Origin of the sequence: Parapedobacter sp. 2B3, from assembly GCF_041925275.1 — a bacterium.
In the GTDB taxonomy this organism is placed as follows: domain Bacteria; phylum Bacteroidota; class Bacteroidia; order Sphingobacteriales; family Sphingobacteriaceae; genus Parapedobacter; species Parapedobacter pyrenivorans_A.
In genome coordinates this window covers 36,662-59,318 of sequence record NZ_JBHEUZ010000007.1, presented here as the reverse complement: position 1 = coordinate 59,318, position 22,657 = coordinate 36,662, and the positions used below count along the sequence as shown (strand labels likewise).

General features: G+C 48.5%; 18 protein-coding genes and 3 tRNA genes. 6 read left to right on the top strand and 15 right to left on the bottom strand.

The features are described from left to right. Positions 1–32: 32 nt before the first annotated feature. Positions 33–770 carry a DUF4397 domain-containing protein gene (locus ACEVG1_RS09615; protein ID WP_374743442.1) on the bottom strand — a complete coding sequence of 246 codons (738 nt, stop codon included), beginning with the start codon at positions 768–770 and terminating at the stop codon, positions 33–35. A gap of 210 nt (positions 771–980) precedes the next feature. Here ACEVG1_RS09615 and ACEVG1_RS09610 point away from each other — a divergent pair, with 210 nt between their 5' ends. Together ACEVG1_RS09610 and ACEVG1_RS09605 are read left to right on the top strand one after the other, a co-directional pair. Beyond that, entirely contained in the window at positions 981–3,530 is a 2,550-nt protein-coding gene (locus ACEVG1_RS09610) for a DNA translocase FtsK 4TM domain-containing protein (protein ID WP_374743441.1), read from the top strand. Continuing rightward, positions 3,527–4,186: an outer membrane lipoprotein carrier protein LolA gene (locus ACEVG1_RS09605; protein WP_374743440.1), complete on the top strand. Its 660-nt coding sequence runs from the start codon at positions 3,527–3,529 to the stop codon at positions 4,184–4,186. The genes ACEVG1_RS09610 and ACEVG1_RS09605 overlap by 4 nt, the downstream gene beginning before the upstream one ends. 5 nt (positions 4,187–4,191) lie before the next feature. Here ACEVG1_RS09605 and ACEVG1_RS09600 read toward each other — a convergent pair whose 3' ends face one another. Continuing rightward, positions 4,192–4,998, bottom strand: coding sequence for a lytic transglycosylase domain-containing protein (locus ACEVG1_RS09600; protein ID WP_374743439.1), 807 nt, complete (start codon positions 4,996–4,998; stop codon positions 4,192–4,194). Between the two features lie 243 nt (positions 4,999–5,241). Here ACEVG1_RS09600 and ACEVG1_RS09595 point away from each other — a divergent pair, with 243 nt between their 5' ends. The 4 genes from ACEVG1_RS09595 (at position 5,242) to ACEVG1_RS09580 (ending at position 8,452) form a co-directional block, all read left to right on the top strand. Continuing rightward, entirely contained in the window at positions 5,242–6,309 is a 1,068-nt protein-coding gene (locus ACEVG1_RS09595) for a pseudouridine synthase (RefSeq protein WP_374743438.1), read from the top strand. A 355-nt stretch (positions 6,310–6,664) separates the two neighbouring features. Continuing rightward, complete coding sequence (locus ACEVG1_RS09590) at positions 6,665–7,288, top strand: hypothetical protein (RefSeq protein WP_374743437.1); 624 nt, start codon at positions 6,665–6,667, stop codon at positions 7,286–7,288. Positions 7,289–7,339: 51 nt separating this feature from the next. Next, positions 7,340–7,873, top strand: coding sequence for a hypothetical protein (locus ACEVG1_RS09585; RefSeq protein WP_374743436.1), 534 nt, complete (start codon positions 7,340–7,342; stop codon positions 7,871–7,873). Positions 7,874–7,876: 3 nt separating this feature from the next. Beyond that, positions 7,877–8,452: an NUDIX domain-containing protein gene (locus ACEVG1_RS09580; RefSeq protein WP_374743435.1), complete on the top strand. Its 576-nt coding sequence runs from the start codon at positions 7,877–7,879 to the stop codon at positions 8,450–8,452. Between the two features lie 41 nt (positions 8,453–8,493). Here ACEVG1_RS09580 and ACEVG1_RS09575 read toward each other — a convergent pair whose 3' ends face one another. From ACEVG1_RS09575 to ACEVG1_RS09515, 13 genes are all read right to left on the bottom strand, one after another. Further along, entirely contained in the window at positions 8,494–9,450 is a 957-nt protein-coding gene (locus ACEVG1_RS09575; protein WP_374743434.1) for a TIGR01212 family radical SAM protein, read from the bottom strand. A gap of 187 nt (positions 9,451–9,637) precedes the next feature. Continuing rightward, on the bottom strand, positions 9,638–13,918 hold the full coding sequence (rpoC, locus tag ACEVG1_RS09570) for a DNA-directed RNA polymerase subunit beta' (RefSeq protein WP_374743433.1): 4,281 nt from the start codon (positions 13,916–13,918) through the stop codon (positions 9,638–9,640). Between the two features lie 34 nt (positions 13,919–13,952). After that, complete coding sequence (rpoB, locus tag ACEVG1_RS09565) at positions 13,953–17,762, bottom strand: DNA-directed RNA polymerase subunit beta (RefSeq protein WP_374743432.1); 3,810 nt, start codon at positions 17,760–17,762, stop codon at positions 13,953–13,955. 180 nt (positions 17,763–17,942) lie between these two features. Beyond that, positions 17,943–18,323, bottom strand: a complete 381-nt coding sequence (rplL, locus tag ACEVG1_RS09560) for a 50S ribosomal protein L7/L12 (RefSeq protein ID WP_325636310.1) — start codon at positions 18,321–18,323, stop codon at positions 17,943–17,945. A 75-nt stretch (positions 18,324–18,398) separates the two neighbouring features. Beyond that, positions 18,399–18,917, bottom strand: coding sequence for a 50S ribosomal protein L10 (gene rplJ / locus ACEVG1_RS09555; RefSeq protein WP_374743431.1), 519 nt, complete (start codon positions 18,915–18,917; stop codon positions 18,399–18,401). Positions 18,918–18,919: 2 nt separating this feature from the next. Further along, positions 18,920–19,618 carry a 50S ribosomal protein L1 gene (gene rplA / locus ACEVG1_RS09550; RefSeq protein ID WP_374743430.1) on the bottom strand — a complete coding sequence of 233 codons (699 nt, stop codon included), beginning with the start codon at positions 19,616–19,618 and terminating at the stop codon, positions 18,920–18,922. A 22-nt stretch (positions 19,619–19,640) separates the two neighbouring features. Continuing rightward, a complete protein-coding gene (gene rplK, locus ACEVG1_RS09545; RefSeq protein ID WP_374743429.1) occupies positions 19,641–20,084 on the bottom strand; it encodes a 50S ribosomal protein L11 in 444 nt (147 codons plus the stop codon). Positions 20,085–20,273: 189 nt separating this feature from the next. Then, complete coding sequence (gene nusG / locus ACEVG1_RS09540; protein WP_374743428.1) at positions 20,274–20,819, bottom strand: transcription termination/antitermination protein NusG; 546 nt, start codon at positions 20,817–20,819, stop codon at positions 20,274–20,276. 15 nt (positions 20,820–20,834) lie between these two features. Further along, positions 20,835–21,029: a preprotein translocase subunit SecE gene (gene secE, locus ACEVG1_RS09535; RefSeq protein WP_325636315.1), complete on the bottom strand. Its 195-nt coding sequence runs from the start codon at positions 21,027–21,029 to the stop codon at positions 20,835–20,837. 17 nt (positions 21,030–21,046) lie between these two features. Continuing rightward, positions 21,047–21,117: transfer RNA gene (locus tag ACEVG1_RS09530), tRNA-Trp, on the bottom strand. A gap of 68 nt (positions 21,118–21,185) precedes the next feature. Continuing rightward, positions 21,186–22,373, bottom strand: coding sequence for an elongation factor Tu (gene tuf / locus ACEVG1_RS09525; RefSeq protein WP_374743427.1), 1,188 nt, complete (start codon positions 22,371–22,373; stop codon positions 21,186–21,188). 62 nt (positions 22,374–22,435) lie between these two features. Beyond that, positions 22,436–22,507, bottom strand: a tRNA-Thr gene (locus ACEVG1_RS09520). A gap of 73 nt (positions 22,508–22,580) precedes the next feature. Further along, positions 22,581–22,653 (bottom strand) — tRNA-Gly (locus ACEVG1_RS09515). Positions 22,654–22,657 lie beyond the last annotated feature (4 nt).

Here is a 22,657-nt window from a genome sequence, read left to right as displayed (position 1 = left end):
CAACCTAAACTTTATGGAGAAAACCGTATGGTCTAATGGGTAATGACGCCGTGGCCGAAATCCATGGCTGCATCGCCCGTATTGCCAAGTAGTCCTTTCACCCAAACCGTATAAATCATTCCCGTTTCTGGCGTAAATGCGAACGTATGCAGCACATTGTCATTGCTGTGCTCGATGAAATTGACGGCATAGGCTATACCGCCGTCGATCGCCGTGAAATCGGTCGCTTCTTTGAATGCCTTATCACGGATGGTTAAGGGATCGCCCGAGTTTGCCTCTACCGAAAAATCCAACGCGGGCGCATCGGGGCTTAAATGGATAAAGCGGATTTTTGCCTTTCCGGCTGCCGGCTCAGACAGGTTATCTTCTGTATATAAAACATCCATATCATCGTGCCCAATCACATACAATGAATAAAACTTGCCCGGCATAAAGCTTACTGTCTTCTGAACAAGCGGCTCGGCATTGGGGTAATCTACCGGATCAACGATACTGACCAGCCTATTATTTGGCCAGGCATTTTTGTAAGGTAACGTATCCGTGTAGGCAAAGCCCTCGTCGTGCCAAGTGCCACTGTCGAAATTGAGTTTATTCTGGTCCAAAAAAACATCCAATTGTCCCGACCCTGGAACCGCATTCAATCCACGTACAGCGGCAACCTGGTATACCTGGTTATCGTCTTTGAGACAACCGTTCAGCAGGCTACCTACTACCAGCATCACGCCAGCCAAAAACCACCTATTCATTTTTACCTTTTGAAATCGCTCCATCTAATCCAATTAACCTTAATCATCCATCAGACAAGTTCATTGCCCCTATTTTTGAACGCGTCTTGTATACGACATAACGAACCATCGGGTTAAATCGCTACACTCGCATAAAGAATTTCGAAACCGGTGCGGGCCTTGCGCCGTGAGACGGGGCAGCCGATAATCAGCAAAAAATACGTAAGTTTGTCTCAAACAAAACGTGTGCTTTAGATGTCTGGAAAAGCGAATTCATTCAGAAAAAATATTCGAAATGACGCGGAAGGCCCGTCCTCCCGGCGAAAAAAACGCGAGCTGAAATCGCCTAGCGTAAAGTCCATCAGCATTTTTGGCAACAAAGCTGTAAAAATAGCGGGGCTGTTTCTACTTATCCTATCCGTATATTTCCTTATCGCATTCATATCCTACTTATTTACGTGGAAAGAGGATCAAAGCTACGTATCTGCTGCGAACGGCGGCTGGAATACGTTGTTCGAAACACGCGAAGAACTTGAACTCGCAGGAATAGAAAGCCCGGTGGTGCAGAATTGGATGGGCAAAGTGGGGGCCTTGCTGGCACATCAATTCATCTACAAGTGGTTTGGCGTCGCATCGTTCCTTTTCGTTGGCATCCTCTTTATCATTGGCTACCGCTGGTTGTTCAAAGTGAAGATCATTTCGATATGGAAAGTGCTGGGGTACGCATTTTTCTCCTTGATATTCCTTTCCGTTACGCTGGGCTTCATCCACGGATTCACCAATAATTACCCCCATTTTCTCGAAGGTGAATTTGGCTTTTGGTCCAATAGGCTGCTCGAAGCTCAAATAGGCACTGCCGGTGTAGCCGGCTTGCTCATTTTCACCATCTTTACGGTACTGATTATCTTGTACAACCTGGATTTCAAATTCAGTCTGCGCCGCAACTGTTCCGATTCGTTGGAGGCTACGGACCCATTCGACGATGGAGCCAACGCCGCACGTAATGAAGAACGCTACACTCGGGAATCGGAGTATCGGGTGGATCCCGTAGAATTTAGCCTGAACCGGGCGAAGGAAGCCGAGCAACGTAATGAGAAGCTACACCAGAACGTCAGTGCTTCCAAGCCATTGCTCACCGATGAGGATCCGGTGCCCGATTTTACCATAGCGGAGCCTCCGGAAAAAACCGAGGCCAAGAATGAGCTCAAAAACCCGGCATTGACCGTTGCCCCCATCAAAGAAGAAAAACCGAGCACAGCCGATGAGCTCGTGGAAAAAGTAGGCCAGTACGACCCGAAACTCGATTTGTCTGGCTACCAACACCCTACCCTCGACCTACTGCGCGACTATGGCTCGGGCAAGATTACGGTCAATAACCACGAACTCGAAGCAAATAAAGACAAGATCGTAGATACCCTGGGCAACTACAATATCGAAATAGCCAAAATCAAGGCGACCATCGGACCTACGGTCACACTGTATGAGATTATCCCGAAACCAGGGGTACGCATATCGAAAATAAAGAATCTTGAAGATGACATCGCATTGAGCCTGGCGGCATTGGGTATCCGCATCATTGCCCCCATGCCGGGCAAAGGCACCATCGGTATCGAAGTTCCCAACAGCCACCCTGAGATGGTTTCCATGCGGTCCGTGTTGGCGACCGAGAAGTTCCAGCATACGGACATGGACCTGCCCATCGCCCTTGGCCGCACCATATCCAACGAAGTATATATTGCCGACCTCACCAAAATGCCCCACCTGTTGGTGGCAGGAGCTACCGGGCAAGGTAAATCGGTTGGCATCAATGCGATTCTCACCTCGCTGCTCTATAAGAAGCACCCGGCAGAACTCAAGTTCGTGCTGGTTGACCCAAAAAAGGTTGAATTGTCCCTATTCAGGAAAATTGAGCGGCACTTCCTGGCCAAACTGCCGGGAGAGGAAGATGCCATCATTACCGACACCAAAAAGGTAATCAATACCCTCAATTCACTGTGCATCGAAATGGATGCCCGCTACGACCTGCTGAAGAACGGACAGGTGAGAAACCTGAAGGAATACAACGTGAAATTTGTAAACCGACGGCTCAATCCGGAAGAGGGGCATCGGTACCTTCCATTCATCGTACTGATCATCGACGAGTTTGCAGACTTGATGATGACCGCCGGCAAGGAGGTTGAAACACCCATCGCGCGGTTGGCGCAACTGGCACGGGCCGTCGGTATCCATTTAGTGATCGCCACACAACGCCCGTCGGTAAACATCATTACCGGCACCATCAAGGCCAACTTCCCTGCCCGATTGGCTTTCCGTGTGCTTTCTAAAGTTGATTCGCGGACAATCCTCGATTCGGGGGGGGCGGACCAACTCATTGGCCGGGGTGATATGTTGCTGGCCACCGGCAGCGATCTGATACGGATACAATGTGCCTTCGTGGATACGCCCGAAGTGGAGGAAATATCCGACTTCATCGGCAACCAACGGGGCTATCCTTCGGCATTGCTCCTGCCCGAATATGTGGGTGAAGATGGCGAAGGCGGCATGGAAGATTTCGATATGAGCGATCGGGATTCCATGTTTGAAGATGCCGCCCGTCTGGTGGTGCTCCATCAGCAAGGCTCCACCTCGCTTATACAACGCAAGCTCAAACTCGGTTACAACCGCGCGGGCCGGATTATTGACCAATTGGAGGCGGCGGGCATCGTTGGCCCGTTTGAGGGCAGCAAGGCACGGGAAGTACTATTCCCCGACGAATACTCATTGGAACAGTTTTTGGATGGGTTGAAGAAAGATAGTGAAAGATGAAAAAGTCGATATACGGGATAACCGCACTAGCTACGCTGATGGTAAGCATGGCCCTACCCGGCTATACGCAAACCGATGCGGCAGCGAAATCGCTGCTTGACCGGGTAAGCCAAACCTATGAAGCGTACAAAACCTTGCAAGCGGAGTTTTCGCTGGCGATCAAACAGGCCGACCAGGCCACCCATACCGAGTCGGGGACGATTTATATGGATAAGCCGGCAGGCAAATACTACATTACCACGGGCAACCAAGACATCATCAGTGACGGGAAAACGCAATGGATGGTGCTCAAGGATGTAGGGGAAGTTCAAATCACCGAAGTGCCCCCCGCTTCCGAGGCCATCTCGCCAACCAACATCTTTTCTTTTTATAAAGAAGGCTACAAATATGTGTCGGCCGACGACGAGCGTGCCGGCAGCAAGCCGCTAGCGGTCGTTGAGCTCACGCCAACAGATGCCTATGCACCCTATTTCAAAATCAAACTCCGCGTGGATGAAAAGGCGTACCGGATACATGATGTTACGATTTTCGATAAAGGAGGTAATCGATTCGTATACACCATCAAAAATACCAACGCAAACCCACCGCTTCCGAACAACAAGTTTGCTTTCCAGCAAAAAGATTACCCGGGTGTAGAAATCGTGGATTTAAGGTAAATAACCTACAGGTGGTTTTCCGACGACCCGGCGGATGAAGCGTCAGCTAAACGTATGGCATTGCGGCGGTAACCGTGTAAATTCGGGTGCTCAATGATTTCCTTTACGGAGATGAGTTTGTATACGTAGCTTCCTGTTTCTTTGTTCAGCTTCAGCCGGAAATAGTTGTCTTCTTGTTGCCGGCTAATGGCCCGCAAGAGATTGCCCTCACCGATATTGAATGCTGCGGCTACCAAGGTCCAGCTGTTGAACTCCCGGTATAACGCTTTGATGTATTTCGCGGCCGCTACTGTTGACTTCTCGATATCCTGGCGTTCGTCCACATCCGTATCCACCCGCAAGCCGAACGACCTGGCGGTAGCGGGCATAAACTGCCAGTAACCCGAAGCACCCCGGTGCGACGTGGTGCCACTGGTGAAACCACTTTCAACCAGCGGGACATACTTAAAGTCTTCGGGAACGCCGTGGGCGCGAAGGATGGCTGCCACCGTGGGCAACGCACGCAAAGCCGTACGATGCAGGCCGTGTGAACGCCGCTTGGCGTAGGAATATTCGCGGAGATAACGCATCATCTTACGCTCAATCTGTTGGTCGCCCAACGGCACGCTCTCGTCTGCGAAAGACAACGATGCAAAATACGGGGTGTTGCGGATAGCACTGATATCGTCCTGCATGAGTATCCGTTGCGCTAACGAATCCTCAGACCATGCTTCCGTGTGGCGCTCATCAGCCGACACTTCGTGGGTGTATAGCTTGGAGAGCGACACCACTACTAAAACCGCGCTAAAACAGAGCAGTTGTTTTTTTACCATTCAATACCTTTTCTGCAATTCAAACACCCTAAACTAACGGGATAAATTGCTTGATCCAAAAAGCTGGCGACAAAAGTATAAATTATACTGTTAATATACAAATAGTTACAAGAAACCGTCTTGCACTTTAACATATTTTAACGTATCTTTTGCGGTTATCTTTTTGTAAAAAAAGAGCCGTACGCCATTTAACCCGTATTTTTTGACTACTTTTGCAGCTTACATTTTTTACGGTAAAAAATCATGCCATTTAGTAACAAAAGGAACAGTCGCGATGACAACTCCAAACCGCGGCGCAGGTCAACCTCCGACCACCCACAACAAGCAAAGGGCCGCAAGTTCCGTAGCCACGATACATCAGACAACGAGAAGCGGGGCGGCAGCCATACCGGCTGGAGGAAGACGGGCGATCAGCGGAATGACAAAAGTGGCGATACCCGCCGCGACGGACCCTATAAACGAGATGGCCACGCGCCTTCCAATAAATCGGAGCGCCGTACATATGGCAACAAGCCCTATGATCCGTCTAAAAAGCGACGGGAGCGGACCGATGGACGCGCTAAACAATACACCGCAATAGAAGCCAAGGATGACGGGCTTATACGTCTCAACCGATACATCGCCAACGCGGGTATCTGCTCCCGGCGGAAAGCCGATGAGCTGATCGAAGCAGGCGTTGTGACCGTGAATGGTGAAGTCATCACCGAACTGGGCAGCAAAGTGGATCCCGCGAAAGATGAAGTACGCTACAACGGGGAGCGCTTACGGCGGGAGAAAATGGTCTACGTGCTGCTAAACAAACCGAAAGATTATATCACCACGACAGACGATCCACAGGAAAGACGCACCGTAATGCAATTGGTAGCGAAAGCTACCCGCGAGCGGATTTATCCGGTAGGAAGGCTAGACCGTAATACCACAGGCTTATTATTATTGACCAACGATGGTAGCCTCGCTGAGAGACTTTCCCACCCGCGCAATAACGTTACCAAAATATACAACGTGGAGCTGGACAAAAATCTCACCCAGGGCGACCTGAACAAAATCGGATTCGGCTTGGAACTGGAAGACGGGTTCGTGAAGCCCGATGCCATCAGCTATGTGCAGGGTGCCAGCAAACGTGAAATCGGTGTCCAGATCCATAGTGGCAAGAACCGGATCGTACGACGGATTTTCGAACACCTGGGTTATGACGTTATCCGATTGGACCGTGTGGTGTACGCCAATCTTACCAAAAAGGACCTCCCACGGGGGCGCTGGCGCTACCTCGAGGAAAAGGAAATCATCCAATTAAAACACTTTATTAAATAATCGCAATTTAGTACTGATGCGTTAAGTTGTCCGATTACTATTTTTTTGGCTTGTGATAGCATAAAGGTTCTCTAAAATGTCGCTAGGACCGGTTATCTTGAATTTAATACGTTATGTGTTAAGCAAGTCATTTCAAATCAAAAACAAAAAATCAATACAACAAAAACATAATCAATAACTTACTTGTAACGCATCAAAATTTAACGCATCACTAGTAATCGCAATTTACCTATTTAAGAACCGTATTATCCAAATTAATCGCTATTTTTGATTAATCATCAGATTATAGTCATTGGATATTTATGCTGAATGTGTCCGCTGGTCATCATTTTAAGAAAAGCCAAAACGAATAAATATGGCAATAGTCGACCTCAAAAATAGAATTACAAATGACTTATCCCGTTATAACAAAAGTAAGTTATCAAGTCAAAGCCTAATTTATATAGATCAGGGCTCTTATAAATTAGACGATGGCCCTGCATCAGTCGATTTAAGCGTTGGCGATAAGTGGTTTTTCGTTAACGAAAACACTGCATATGATGTAGCTGATGGCGTCGAGATAAATCCATTCCAGTCCATCCTAATCGAGACAAAAGAACACATCAGGATGCCATTGAATGTATTTGGTCTCGTTACCGGGAAAGGACGCCATATATTTCAAGGGGCTTTCATATCAACAGGAAAAATTGATCCTAGTTTTGATAATAAACTAAAAATTGGAATATATAACGGCAGCAAAAAGAAAATCAAGTTGGTGAAGGATGCACCCTTATGTACTTGCGTATTCTTTGAAATGGAAACAAACCTGCCATATGAAAACAAAAGAAGCAATGACGCCGCACCAGTAAGCCCTAAACCGATAGGCAGAAAAAAGCGCTTTCTTGTGTGGGTGAAGGAGAACAAAGAACTGATCGCAATTTTTATCTCCTTAATCGCGTTAATTGGGACATTATTAAACGTATTCCTTAAAATCGATTGATGCAGTAGCGTCATGAAGCATAAATGAATCCAGGTAACAACAACATAAGTAATGATAGTTGTAGGTGAAAACTTGAGCTCGTTGATCAGCCAACATAAAATTGTTGAGAACGTGAACGAATGTTATGATGAGACATCCATAGCACTTAGTTTAGACAACAATATAACTGATATCATCCCAACCGGTGATATGACGTTTGTATATGGAAATGAGTTGCCTTTGGAATGGATAAAGGAACGTTGTTTGAACAATGATGAGTTTCTAACGCTTGGTCCTGGAGAATCAGCACTTGGCTGTTCCCATGAGCGGGTAAATATTCCGGTTGGGTATTTTGGAATCCTGCAAACAAAGGGGTCTTTAGCGAGATTATTCGTTACCATCCATTGCTGTGATGCCCAGATTGAACCCGGTTTTTCAGGCAAGATTACTTTCGAAATCGTCAATTTCTCGAAGATGACGATAAAGATACGCCCAAAGGAAAAAATTGGAGCACTTTTTCTTTTCAAAACCTCGACAAATATTGTAAAACCATATAACGGGAGATATAACAATTCAGATAAACCAACAATTCAAAAAAAGATTTAAAGCATGGAAATCGTATTAGGAGTGAAAAGAGAGTTACTGCACGGCATACTGGTGACAGATTTTGGATACATAGATAATCAGGACTACAGCATTATAATCAACAATCTCTCTTCAGAACCACGAGATTTGGCCGAAACAAACCCTCAATTTAAACAGATAATCCCATATCTTTTTATAACGCATAACAGTCAATATCTATTGTATAACAGAACCAAAGCCCAAACGGAAAGGCGACTCCATAACAAATTGTCGTTAGGCATAGGTGGTCACATCAATCCAATAGATAATATTGAGGCAGGTAACACGATTGTACAATGCCTCGAAAGAGAATTAGAAGAAGAAGTTTCAATAGAACTCGTAGGGAATCCTGATTTTCTAGGCTTTATCAACGATGAACAGTCTGAGGTCGGCAGGGTCCATTTAGGTATGGTATTCCGAGGACAGGCCAAATCACAGTCATTTACCATTAACGAACCGGATAAGATGACGTGTAGATGGGCAGATAAGTCTACTATAGCCAACAACTATAAAGCGCTTGAGTCTTGGTCTCAAATCGTATTTGATTCGTTGATCAGGTAATTTTATGCATATATAATATCAGGAATAGGCGCGTTGCAAAACTAACGATTTCCATTATAGCACTTACTACCTTGGTAAGCACCGCGTTTTTCCAACTCCTTATCAATATATGTCTGGATGGCCGATTTCCCTTTCCCCCAATTAGGAGCAATCAGAAGCTCTTGGTCCGCTAATCCGAATAAGCGTTGGATAACGATTTCGGGGCGCAGCAAGGGGATAAATTCGCAGAGGAAATCTGTGTACTCCTCCAAACTGAATACGTGGAATGGCTCGCGTTTATAATGCACGCCCATGATGGAACCTTCCACAATATGGAGGTGGTGGAGTTTAATGAACTTGATCTGCGGAAACCGGTTGATTTCATCAGCGTAGCGTAGCATCATCTCGCGGCTCTCCCAAGGAAACCCGAAAATGGTGTGCACGCAGATATCCAACGGACTATTCTCTACAAGCCTCAATGCGGTTTCCAATTCCTGATGGGTACACCCCCGGTTGATCCGATTGAGTGTATCGTCATAAATGGACTCCATACCCATCTCCAAATCCACGTCATAGCGATCGGTATAACTTTCGAGCAAGGCCACTTTTTCAAAGTCGATGCAATCGGGCCTCGTACCCACCGATAAGCCGACCACGTTTTCCGGCGCCACGCTGAGCGCCTCGTCATACATCGCCTTGAGGTAATGGGTAGGCGCATAGGTATTGGTATTCGGCTGGAAGTAGATGATGAATTTTTCTGCACCGTACCCATTCACCGCCCGCTGTATACCCTCTTCCACTTGCTGCCGGATGGTGGGCAGCTTCCGTGCCGAATCGGGTGTAAAAGAATCTACATTGCAATATGTACACCCGCCATAGCCTTTGCTGCCGTCGCGATTCGGACAGGTGAATTGGCCATCTACGATGATTTTGAACACCCGCTTGCCGTCATATTTGGCCCGCAGGTGGGCACCGTAGTGATTGTAAGGCTTCTGCCCAATATCGAGGAGTGTTCCCATGGTGGGTGCAAAGATACGCGATAGATTTCAGATATGAGACATCAGACGTGAGACGTGAGACATCGAACCTTGTCACAAAGCCCGTAAGCACAAAAAAGACCGCCGAGGCTCGCGCCTAGCGGTCTTATAAGCTTATCAGTAAATAGCACTCGCTGACACCATCGGTCACCGACTACCGATTACCCAATTAGTCTTCCTCTTTAGAGGCGAGCAATTGATCGTATTCTTCCTGGGATCCCACGATGATACCTTCGTAGTCGCGCAAACCCGTTCCCGAAGGAATCAAGTGGCCTACGATGACATTTTCCTTCAAGCCGAGCAGGTTGTCGCGTTTGCCAGCTATCGAAGCCTCGTTAAGCACCTTGGTGGTTTCCTGGAAGGAAGCCGCAGAGATGAACGATTTCGTACCCAGCGATGCACGGGTAATCCCTTGCAGCAAGGGGCTCGATGTAGCAGGAATCGCGTCGCGTACCTCGACCAACTTCAAGTCGCGCCGTTTCAACCCGGAATTTACATCCCGCAATTTACGCAGTGATACGATCTGTCCCGGTTTCAGCTCATCGGAATCGCCTTCGTCTACCACGACTTTCTTGTCGTAAATCCCGTCATTCTCTTCTACGAAATCCCACCGGTTAACTGCCTCCCGTTCCAGGAATCGCGTATCACCCGGATCTTCGATTTCGACTTTCTGCATCATTTGATGCACAATGGTCTCGAAGTGCTTATCATTGATCTTCACCCCTTGCAAACGGTAAACTTCCTGTATACCGTTCACGAGGTATTCCTGCACAGCCGATGGCCCTTTGATGGCGAGGATGTCTGCTGGGGAAATAGACCCATCAGACAGCGGCATACCTGCTTTCACAAAGTCGTTATCCTGAACGAGGATATGTTTTGACAGTGGCACGAGGTACTTCTTGATCTGCCCATCGCGCGATTCGATGGATATTTCGCGATTACCGCGTTTCACACCACCCAACGTCACCACACCGTCTATCTCGGTTACAACGGCCGGATTAGATGGGTTACGCGCCTCAAACAGTTCGGTAACACGTGGCAGACCGCCGGTAATATCGCGCGTCTTACCCGTAGAACGCGGAATCTTGGCAAGGATTACCCCTTCTTTTACCGATATGCCGTCATTAACGGAAACGTGTGCACCAACAGGTATGTTGTATGTACGGATAACCGCGCCCTTGCTATCAAGTATCTTGATTGCCGGATTCTTGGTTTTATCGCGCGTATCGATAATCACCTTTTCGCGGTGCCCGGTTTGCTCATCAGATTCCTCACGGAAGGTTACTCCCTCGATGATGGACTCGAACTCGACCTTACCACCGAACTCGGAGATAATGACGGCATTGTACGGATCCCATGAGCATATACGTTGTCCCTTCGTCACGGTATCTCCGGCGTTTACGTAAAGGTATGAACCGTAAGGTATATTATTGGTCATCAGCACTTTCCTCGATTCGGGATCGATAATCCGGAATTCGCCCGAACGGCCGATGACCACCTGATCGGGGCCTTCCTCACCTTCGTGCGGCACCGAACGGATATTTTCCAACTCGACGATACCGTCAAACTTAGCAAAGATTTGCGATTCCGCTGCGATGTTCGATGCCGTACCACCCACGTGGAACGTACGGAGCGTAAGCTGCGTGCCCGGCTCGCCGATAGACTGGGCCGCAATTACACCGACCGCTTCGCCTTTTTGCACGCGCTTTCCGGTAGCGAGGTTCCGTCCATAACACAATGAACACACCCCACGCCTGCTCTCACAGGTCAATACCGAACGGATTTCGAGCCCTTCTACCGAAGAGTGCTCGATTTTTGACGCAACTTCCTCGTCGATGTCCTGATCGGCAGCCACCAACAGGTCTCCTGTTACGGGGTCATACACATCGTGCAATGAAACCCGGCCGAGTATACGATCGTACAAAGGCTCTATGATATCTTCATTGTCTTTCAGTGCGGTAGTATAAACACCCCGCAAGCCTCCGCAGTCTTCATCCACCACAATCATATCTTGGGCTACGTCATGCAAACGCCTGGTGAGGTAACCCGCATCGGCCGTTTTCAAGGCGGTATCCGCGAGACCTTTACGTGCACCGTGCGTAGAGATAAAGTATTCCAATACAGACAACCCTTCCTTGAAGTTCGAAAGGATGGGGTTTTCGATAATCTCACCTCCCGATGCGCCCGACTTCTGCGGCTTCGCCATCAGTCCCCGCATACCGCAGAGCTGGCGTATCTGCTCTTTGGATCCACGGGCACCCGAATCGAGCATCATATATACCGAGTTGAACCCTTGGTTGTCGGTCGAGAGGATTTCCATCACGTTTGCCGTCAACCGGTTATTGATACGGGTCCAGATGTCGATGATCTGGTTGTACCGTTCGTTGTTGGTAATGAAGCCCATGTTATAGTTGCTCATCACCTCCTCAACTTCTTTCGTTGCTTGCTCAATAAGGTCGACTTTAGCGTCGGGGATGTTCAAATCCTGTAGGTTGAACGACAGCCCGCCCTTGAATGCCATCTGGAAACCAAGTTCCTTGATGTCATCGAGAAACTTCGCTGCACGCGCCATACCGGTAATTTTAACTACCTTACCAATGGTATCGCGCAGCGACTTCTTGGTCAGCAACTCGTTTACATAACCGATCTCTTCCGGAACAACCTGATTGAACAACACGCGTCCAACCGTGGTCTCGATGACACGCTCCTCGATATTACCATCAGCACCCCTTACGTTCGTCTTCACTTTGATGAAGGCGTGCAAATCGATCTGCTTTTCGTTATGGGCAATGATTACCTCCTCGGCCGAGTAGAAGGTCATCCCTTCGCCTTTGACTACCCGGCTTTCGTCGGTTTTGCGGCCTTTGGTCATGTAGTAAAGCCCCAACACCATGTCTTGGGAAGGAACCGTGATCGGCGTACCATTCGCAGGGTTGAGGATGTTGTGCGACGCAAGCATCAATATCTGTGCTTCCAGAATGGCAGCGTTGCCCAATGGCAAGTGTACCGCCATTTGGTCACCGTCAAAGTCGGCGTTGAACGCCGTACACACCAACGGGTGTAGCTGGATCGCCTTGCCTTCCACCAAGGTCGGCTGGAAAGCCTGGATACCCAACCGGTGCAGTGTTGGCGCACGGTTGAGCAGCACGGGGTGCCCTTTCAACACATTTTCGAGGATATCCCATACAACCGGGTCCTTCCGGTCCACGATTTTCTTCGCTGATTTCACCGTTTTCACGATGCCCCGCTCAATCATCTTACGGATAACGAACGGTTTATATAGCTCGGCTGCCATGTCTTTCGGCAGTCCACACTCATGCAGTTTCAGGTTCGGGCCCACCACGATGACCGAACGAGCGGAGTAATCCACCCGCTTACCCAACAGGTTCTGGCGGAACCGGCCTTGCTTACCTTTAAGGATATCCGACAACGACTTCAGCGCACGGTTTCCTTCCGTTTTCACGGCGTTTACCTTGCGGGAATTGTCAAACAGCGAATCTACCGCTTCCTGCAACATCCGCTTTTCGTTGCGGAGGATCACTTCAGGAGCCTTGATTTCCATCAAGCGCTTCAACCGGTTGTTGCGGATGATCACACGACGGTACAAATCATTCAGGTCGGAAGTAGCGAAACGACCACCTTCCAAAGGCACCAATGGGCGCAACTCGGGCGGGATGATAGGTACGATTTTCACAATCATCCATTCCGGACGGTTTTCTATCCGGTCCCGCGAGCCGCGGAATGCTTCAACCACCTGTAGGCGTTTCAACGCTTCGTTCTTACGTTGCTGCGAAGTTTCGTTGGCCGCTTGGTGGCGCAAGTCATAAGAAAGCTGGTCGAGGTCCAGGCGTTTCAGCAGTTCCTCGAGCGCTTCGGCTCCCATCTTGGCGATGAATTTCTGGGGATCGGTATCGTCCAGGAATTGGTTCTCCTTGGGCAGCGTATCCAAAATATCAAGATACTCTTCTTCCGTCAGGAAATCCATGTATTGGATACCATCCTCTTCCTTAACCCCCGATTGGATGACGACATACCGCTCGTAATAGATGATCATATCGAGCTTCTTGGTGGGGAGCCCCAGCAGGTAGCCGATCTTGTTGGGTAGGGAGCGGAAATACCAGATGTGAGCTACGGGTACCACCAAACTGATGTGCCCCATACGCTCACGGCGCACTTTCTTTTCGGTTACCTCCACGCCACAACGGTCGCATACGATGCCTTTGTACCGGATACGTTTGTACTTACCGCAATGGCACTCGTAATCCTTTACGGGTCCAAAAATACGTTCGCAGAACAAACCATCACGCTCCGGCTTATACGTCCGGTAATTGATCGTTTCCGGCTTAACCACCTCACCGCTTGATCGCTCAAGAATGGTCTCTGGCGACGCCAAGCTGATCGTAATGGAGGTGAAGTTACTTTTTATCTTATTATCTTTCTTGTAAGACATACTTTCGTTTCTAAAGTTAACGCGCTATGCTTGATTAATCCAGCGTGATATCCAAACCTAAACCTCTCAATTCGTGCACCAGTACGTTGAACGATTCGGGCACAGACGGGGTTGGGAGGTTGTTGCCTTTCACAATGGCTTCATAGGTCTTGGCCCTACCTACCACATCGTCTGATTTAACGGTTAGGATTTCCTGGAGGATGTTGGACGCACCGAATGCCTCCAGCGCCCACACTTCCATCTCCCCGAAACGCTGACCACCGAATTGCGCTTTACCACCCAGCGGTTGCTGCGTAATGAGCGAGTACGGGCCGATGGACCGGGCATGCATCTTGTCATCGACCATGTGGCCCAATTTCAGCATGTAAATCACACCCACTGTCGTCGGTTGGTCAAAGCGCTCACCGGTCAACCCGTTATAGAGATAAGTTCGGCCGGATTCGGGAAGCTCGGCCTTTTTCACCCATCCTTCCACCTCTTCCGTAGAAGCACCATCAAAAATCGGCGTGGCAAACTTGACACCCAATTTCTGCCCGGCCCAGCCCAGTACGGTTTCGTAAATCTGGCCGAGGTTCATCCGTGAAGGCACCCCAAGCGGGTTCAGCACGATGTCTACCGGCGTGCCGTCCTCCAGGAAGGGCATGTCTTCGTCACGTACAATACGTGCAACGATACCTTTGTTTCCGTGGCGGCCAGCCATCTTATCCCCTACTTTGAGCTTCCGCTTCTTCGCAATGAATACCTTAGCCATCTGTACGATACCTGAGGGCAGCTCATCACCCACGCTGATCGCAAATTTATCGCGCTTATAGGCCCCCAGTTCTTCATTCAACTTGATATTATAGAAGTGAAGCGTCTGCTTGATCAGCTCGTTTTTATCCTCATCCGTCGTCCATCCCGCCGGGTTGATGTTCGTGTACTCCAACTCACTTAGGATACGTTGCGTAAACTTGGACCCTTTGGGTACAAGCAGCTCCTTATAGACATTATAGACCCCTTGCGAAGTCTTGCCGTTTACAATGGTAAACAACTTATCTATCAACTTGTCTTTAAGGGCTTTCAATGCCTTCGTATGTTGGCCATCGAGTTTGTCGAGCGCTTTTTTCTCCTCTTCTTTAGCTACTTTCTTCGCCCGCGAGAACAACTTCGTATCGATCACCACGCCATTGATTGACGGCGGGGTCTTCAACGACGCATCTTTCACATCGCCCGCTTTATCGCCAAAGATGGCACGAAGCAGCTTTTCTTCCGGCGATGGGTCGGATTCGCCTTTAGGGGTGATCTTGCCGATGAGGATATCCCCGTCGCGCACTTCCGCACCCACACGGATAATACCGTTTTCATCCAAATCCTTGGTGGCTTCCTCCGAAACATTCGGGATATCTGCCGTGAGCTCTTCCTCACCCCGCTTCGTATCACGCACTTCCAGTTCGAACTCTTCGATATGCAGCGATGTGAAGATATCCTGGCTTACCACACGCTCCGAGATCACGATCGCATCCTCGAAGTTAAACCCTTGCCAGGGCATAAATGCAACCTTCAAATTGCGTCCCAATGCAAGTTCACCGCTTTGCGTAGCATAGCCTTCGCACAGCACCTGCCCCTTCTCTACCTGCTGCCCTTTTTTAACAATCGGCTTCAGGTTAATGCAGGTACTTTGGTTCGTCTTCTTGAACTTGATCAAGCGATAGGTCTTCACGTCATCATCAAACGAGACCAACCGGTCATCATCCGTACGCTCATACCTGATCTTGATTTCATTCGCATCCACATATTCCACCACGCCCTTCGCTTCTGCATTGATCAACGTGCGGGAGTCGCGTGCCACGCGGCCTTCCAACCCCGTACCTACTACCGGGGCTTCCGGACGCAACAGCGGCACCGCTTGGCGCTGCATGTTGGAACCCATCAGCGCGCGGTTGGCGTCATCGTGTTCCAGGAACGGAATCAGTGAAGCGGCGATAGAGGTGATCTGATTCGGCGCAATGTCCATCAAATCCAGTTTTTCCGGTTCGATAACCGGGAAGTCACCCTCGTAACGTGCCTTCACCTTCGGGGTAATGAAATTCCCCTTGTCGTCGTATTCGGCATTCGCCTGTGCAATGGTTTTACCATCCTCATCTTCTGCCGAAAGGTAAATCACCGGTTCTTCAACCACAACCCGTCCATCGTCGACCCGCCGATAGGGCGTTTCAATGAAACCCAGGTTATTGATCTTGGCGTGTACGCAGAGTGACGAAATCAACCCGATGTTCGGTCCTTCCGGTGTCTCGATCGTACACAACCGGCCGTAGTGGGTATAGTGCACGTCGCGCACCTCAAATCCGGCACGCTCACGCGACAGACCGCCGGGCCCGAGGGCTGACAACCTACGCTTGTGCGTGATCTCTGCCAATGGGTTCGTTTGGTCCATGAACTGCGATAGCTGATTGGTACCAAAGAACGAATTGATGACGGATGACAACGTCCGTGCATTAATCAAATCCGTAGGTGTAAACACCTCGTTGTCACGGATGTTCATCCGCTCGCGGATGGTACGGGCCATCCGGGAAAGCCCTACGCCGAATTGTGAGTACAATTGCTCCCCTACGGTACGCACCCTCCGGTTAGACAGGTGGTCGATGTCATCGACTTCCGCTTTGGAGTTGATTAAGTTGATCAAATACTTCACGATGGCAATGATATCCTCGCGCGTAAGGACCTTGGTTTCATCCGGGGTATCCAACTGCAGCTTGCGGTTGATACGGTACCGGCCCACATCGCCAAGATCGTAACGTTTGTCGGAGAAGAACAAGCGTTCGATGATACCACGTGCCGTTTCCTCATCGGGTGGTTCGGCGTTACGCAGTTGTCGATAGATATGTTCCACGGCCTCTTTTTCCGAGTTCGAGGTATCTTTTTGCAGGGTATTGTAAATAATGGAATAATCGGCGTTGTTGGCCGTATCTTCCTTGGTCAGGATGATCGACTTAACGCCTGCATCGATGATGAGATCGATATGGTCATCTTCCAATACCGTTTCGCGTTCCAATACGACCTCGTTACGGTCGATCGAAACCACTTCGCCGGTATCTTCATCCACAAAATCCTCGATCCATTTCTTCAATACCCTTGCGGCCAATTTACGGCCTACATATTTCTTGAGTCCCGACTTGCTAACCTTCACTTCGTCTGCCAACTCAAACAACTCCAGGATGTCCTTGTCTGAATCGTAACCGATGGCGCGCAGAAGCGTGGTAACCGGGAATTTCTTTTTACGGTCTATATATGCGTACATCACGTTGTTCACGTCTGTCGCAAATTCAATCCATGACCCTTTGAACGGGATTACCCGTGCAGAATATAACTTGGTGCCATTTGTATGCCGGCTCTGGCCGAAAAACACGCCCGGCGACCGGTGCAACTGCGATACGATTACGCGCTCCGCACCGTTGATCACAAAGGTTCCCTTCGGGGTCATGTAAGGGATGGTCCCTAAATAAACGTCCTGCACGATGGTTTCGAAATCCTCGTGCTCCTCGTCGTTACACGAGAGACGTAGCTTTGCCTTGAGCGGGACACTGTAAGTCAACCCACGCTCGATACACTCCTGTATACCGTAACGCGGCGGATCGATGAAATAATCCAAAAACTCAAGTACAAAGATGTTCCTTGAATCAGAAATGGGGAAGTTTTCGGAAAAAACCTTAAACAACCCTTCCTGATGGCGGTTGTCGGAAGTTGTTTCTAGTTGAAAAAACTCCCTGAAAGATTCCAATTGCACATCCAGAAAATCAGGGTAGTCGATTACCTTTCTGCTGCTTGCAAAATTCACTCTTTCGTTTTGAATATTTTTGTTTGCCAAGGGAATAAGATTTTAGTTTAACTATTTAAACTGCACTTTGACGCTGCTTTCGCCGTGTAAGAGGCATCCATACAGCACGGATTTGGTACTGGTAATGAGAGGAAAAGTCATAAATAGGAATAGACTCTGACGAAATTCACGTCAGAGTCTACCCCATCCAGGTGTGTTGTATGAACCGAATTAGTTGATCTCAACAACAGCTCCTGCTTCTTCAAGTTGCTTTTTCAAAGCTTCAGCTTCGTCTTTAGCGACACCGGTTTTGATTTCTTTCGGCGCACCGTCAACTAAGTCTTTTGCTTCTTTCAAGCCAAGGCCTGTCAAATCTTTAACCAATTTAACCACAGCTAATTTCTGACCGCCAGCTTCTTTCAAAATCACATCGAAAGCTGATTTTTCTTCTGCTGCGGCAGGCGCATCACCGCCAGCAGCCGGACCAGCAACAGCCACTGCAGCTGCAGCAGGCTCAATGCCGTACTCGTCTTTCAAGATTTGAGCTAACTCGTTAACTTCCTTTACTGTCAAGTTTACCAACTGCTCAGCAAACGCTTTTAAATCTGCCATTTTATTTTTAATTTTTGAATTTACTTTTTAAAAAACAATGAATAATCCTTCGGGTATTGATTTGGAGGGACCCGATTAACCTCTCTCCTGTAAAGTTTTAACCAAACCGGCCAATGTATTGCCTCCGGACTGAAGTGCGGAAACCACGTTCTTGGCAGGCGACTGCAACAGTCCGATGATATCGCCGATGAGTTCGTTCTTCGACTTGAGCTTGGACAGCGTATCTACCTGGTTGTCTCCGATGAATACAGCCGCATCGATGTAGGCGCCTTTCAGAACGGGCTTGTCGCCCTCTTTGCGAAGCTCCTTGATCAACTTAGCCGGTGCATTACCCGTTTCGGAAAACAACATCGTGGACGACCCTTTCAAGACGCCCAACAGCTCTTCCGAATCAACTCCGGCCTCTACGAGCGCCTTCTGGATCAACGTGTTCTTGACCACTTGGATCGCAATCCCTCTATCAAAGCACTTACGGCGTATCCCGTTGATTTTCGCCACGGTCAAGTCAGCAGTGTCGGCAATATAAAAATTACCGTACGATTTAATCTGCTCAGCTAAAGCTTTAACAATTTCTTGTTTTTCTTCTCTTTTCATGATTAAATTCCCGCTACTGATTTCGTTTCGATTTGAACACTTGGACTCATGGTGGAAGAAAGGTAAATACTCTTGAAATAAGTCCCCTTAGCTGCCGACGGCTTCAATTTGGAAATTGTCTGCAACACTTCCAGGGCATTTTCATAGATTTTTTCGGGTGAAAAAGATACTTTACCGACAGACGTATGGATAATCCCCGTCTTGTCCACCTTGAAATCAATCTTGCCTGCTTTCACCTCGGTCACCGCTTTACCGACATCGGTCGTCACCGTACCTGTTTTCGGATTCGGCATGAGGTTACGCGGACCGAGGATACGGCCCAATCTACCTACTTTTGCCATCACACTAGGCATGGTAATGATGATATCGATATCGGTCCACCCACCTTCGATCTTGCTGATGTAATCGTCCAATCCAACATGGTCTGCTCCTGCAGCCTTGGCCTCTTCTTCCTTATCAGGCGTGCAGAGCACCAATACACGGACAGTCTTGCCCGTACCATGTGGCAAAGTGGCGATACCGCGCACCATTTGATTCGCTTTACGGGGATCCACGCCGAGGCGTACATCGATATCCACCGACGCATCAAACTTTGCATTGGTTATATCCTTTACCAAGGCTGATGCCTCTTGTAACGAATATGCTTTACCAGCTTCAATCTTGGATAGTGCCGCTTTCTGATTTTTTGTTAATCTTGCCACTTTCTTAAACTGATTTCGTTAATTAATTATTCCAGGGGGCGCTACCACTCACCGTAATACCCATACTACGTGCCGTTCCGGCAACCATACGCATGGCCGACTCGACCGTAAACGCATTCAAATCAGTCATTTTATCTTTGGCAATGGCTTCTACCTGTTCCCAGGTCACCGCACCTACCTTTTTACGGTTAGGCTCGCCCGATCCCTTTTTCACACCCGATGCTTCCACCAACTGGATCGCCACGGGAGGGGTCTTAATGATAAAATCGAATGATTTGTCGCTATACACGGTAATCACGACGGGCAATACTTTGCCTGGCTTGTCTTGCGTACGAGCATTGAATTGCTTGCAAAATTCCATGATGTTCACCCCTTTCGCACCCAAAGCGGGCCCTACTGGGGGAGATGGATTCGCAGCGCCACCCTTCACTTGTAATTTTACTAACGCACTGACTTCTTTTGCCATTTCTCGATCTTAAATTTAATTAAATAAATGTTTGTTAGTAAGTTGGAAGCATTATAACGTAACATTTAGATTTTGAAGCGCTTATCATTTAACTACGGAGCACCCCAAAATGGAGTGCAAAGGTACAACTTTTTTGTGAATATCAAGCGCAGCAGAAAAAAAAGAACTATCCCTTCCCGCGGGATGTGCTTATTCCTTTTCTACCTGTATATAATTCAATTCGAGCGGGGTTTTGCGGCCGAACACCTTTACCATCACTTTCAGCTTCTTCTTCTCCTCGTTCACCTCTTCGATTTCGCCCGTAAATCCATTGAAAGGGCCGTCGTTCACCTTCACCAATTCCCCTACGTAGAACGGCACGCCCATCAGCTCGCCCTGTTCGGACATCTCGTCCACCTTACCTAAGATGCGGTTTATTTCGGCCGGGCGCAACGGAATCGGATTCCCTGCCTTGTCGCCCAAGAAGCCTACTACGCTGTTAATATTTTTTATGACGTGCTCCAATTCACCATCCAACGCCATTTCCAGCAATACGTATCCCGGATAGAAATTACGCTCCTTGGCCACTTTCTTGCCATCGCGCATCTGATAATATTTTTCCATCGGGATCAGCACTTGGGGGATGAGGTGGCTGACGCCCAAGCGATTTACCTCGGCCTCAATGTATTGTTTTACTTTCTTTTCCTTACCGCTTACGGCCCGTACAACATACCATTTCAGTGCTTGATCTGCCATTTCTTCTTCCCCGACTTAAGACCCAATATTATAGAACAATTCGAGCACGTTACTCGATGCCTTATCCATCCCGAATATAAGTAGTGCAATAATAATGGATGCAACTAATACAACCACGGCCGAATTTTGCAATTGGCCCCAAGTGGGCCAAGTGACCTTTTGGGTCATCTCGATATAGGAATCTTTTATAAATTCAAGTACGTTCGCCATGTTCTGTCGATAATTAGCACGGGCACCAGGATTCGAACCCAGATCAAAGGTTTTGGAGACCTCTATTCTACCATTGAACTATGCCCGTGTATTCAAGAACAAAGTACCCTTTGATGGGTACTTTGTCTTTATGTTGCTATTCAGCTGCTTAACGGATTAAGCAATGATTTCAGTCACCTGTCCGGCACCTACTGTCCGACCACCTTCGCGGATAGCGAAACGGAGACCTTTTTCCATCGCGATAGCGTTGATTAACTTCACCGTGATCGTTACGTTATCACCAGGCATAACCATCTCTACGCCATCAGGCAGAGAAATTTCGCCGGTTACGTCTGTGGTACGGAAATAGAATTGCGGACGGTATTTGTTGAAGAACGGCGTATGGCGGCCACCCTCAGCTTTTGACAACACGTAAACTTCCGCTTTGAACTCGGTGTGCGGAGTTACTGAGCCGGGTTTGCAGATTACCATACCACGACGGATATCGGTTTTTTCAATACCGCGCAACAGCAGACCTACGTTATCACCCGCCTCACCGTAATCCAAAATCTTGCGGAACATTTCCACACCTGTTACGGTAGACTTCAAGTTCTCAGCACCCATACCCAAGATTTCAACCGGATCACCTGTATTGATCACACCACGCTCAATACGTCCTGTAGCAACCGTACCACGACCGGTGATGGAGAATACGTCTTCAATCGGCATCAGGAACGGAAGTTCTGTCAACCGCGGAGGAATCGGGATGTAGTTATCTACGGCATCCATCAATTCCATGATTTTATCTACCCACTCGGCTTCTCCATTCAAACCACCAAGGGCAGATCCACGCACTACCGGGATATCGTCACCTGGATATTCGTAGAATGACAGCAACTCGCGGATTTCCATTTCAACCAAATCCAACAGCTCCGGGTCATCTACCAAATCCACTTTGTTCATAAACACAACCAAAGCCGGTACGCCTACCTGACGGGCCAAAAGGATGTGCTCACGCGTTTGGGGCATAGGACCATCCGTAGCAGCTACCACGATGATAGCACCGTCCATTTGGGCAGCACCTGTAACCATGTTCTTCACATAGTCAGCGTGACCCGGGCAGTCAACGTGCGCATAGTGACGGTTGGCAGTCTGGTATTCAACGTGCGACGTATTGATGGTGATACCACGCTCTTTTTCTTCCGGAGCGGAGTCGATTGAATCAAAAGAACGGACTTCAGAAAGTCCCTTATCTGCCAATACTTTCGTAATTGCAGCAGTAGTGGTTGTCTTACCGTGGTCAACGTGACCGATCGTACCAATGTTTAAGTGCGGCTTACTGCGGTCAAATTTCTCTTTTGCCATGTTTATGCGAATTAGTAATTTAAAATTTTAATGTATAAATGTTAACTTATGTTACCCTTACGAGCCAATGATGGGACTTGAACCCATGACCTCTTCCTTACCAAGGAAGTGCTCTACCGCTGAGCTACATCGGCTTTTGTGTTTACAATCAAATCCCCGTCAATTCACCTAGTTGGTGGGCTGACGGAGCTTGCTCAACACGTTATGAGCGGAAGACGGGTCTCGAACCCGCAACCTATAGCTTGGAAGGCTATCGCTCTACCAATTGAGCTACTTCCGCTTGT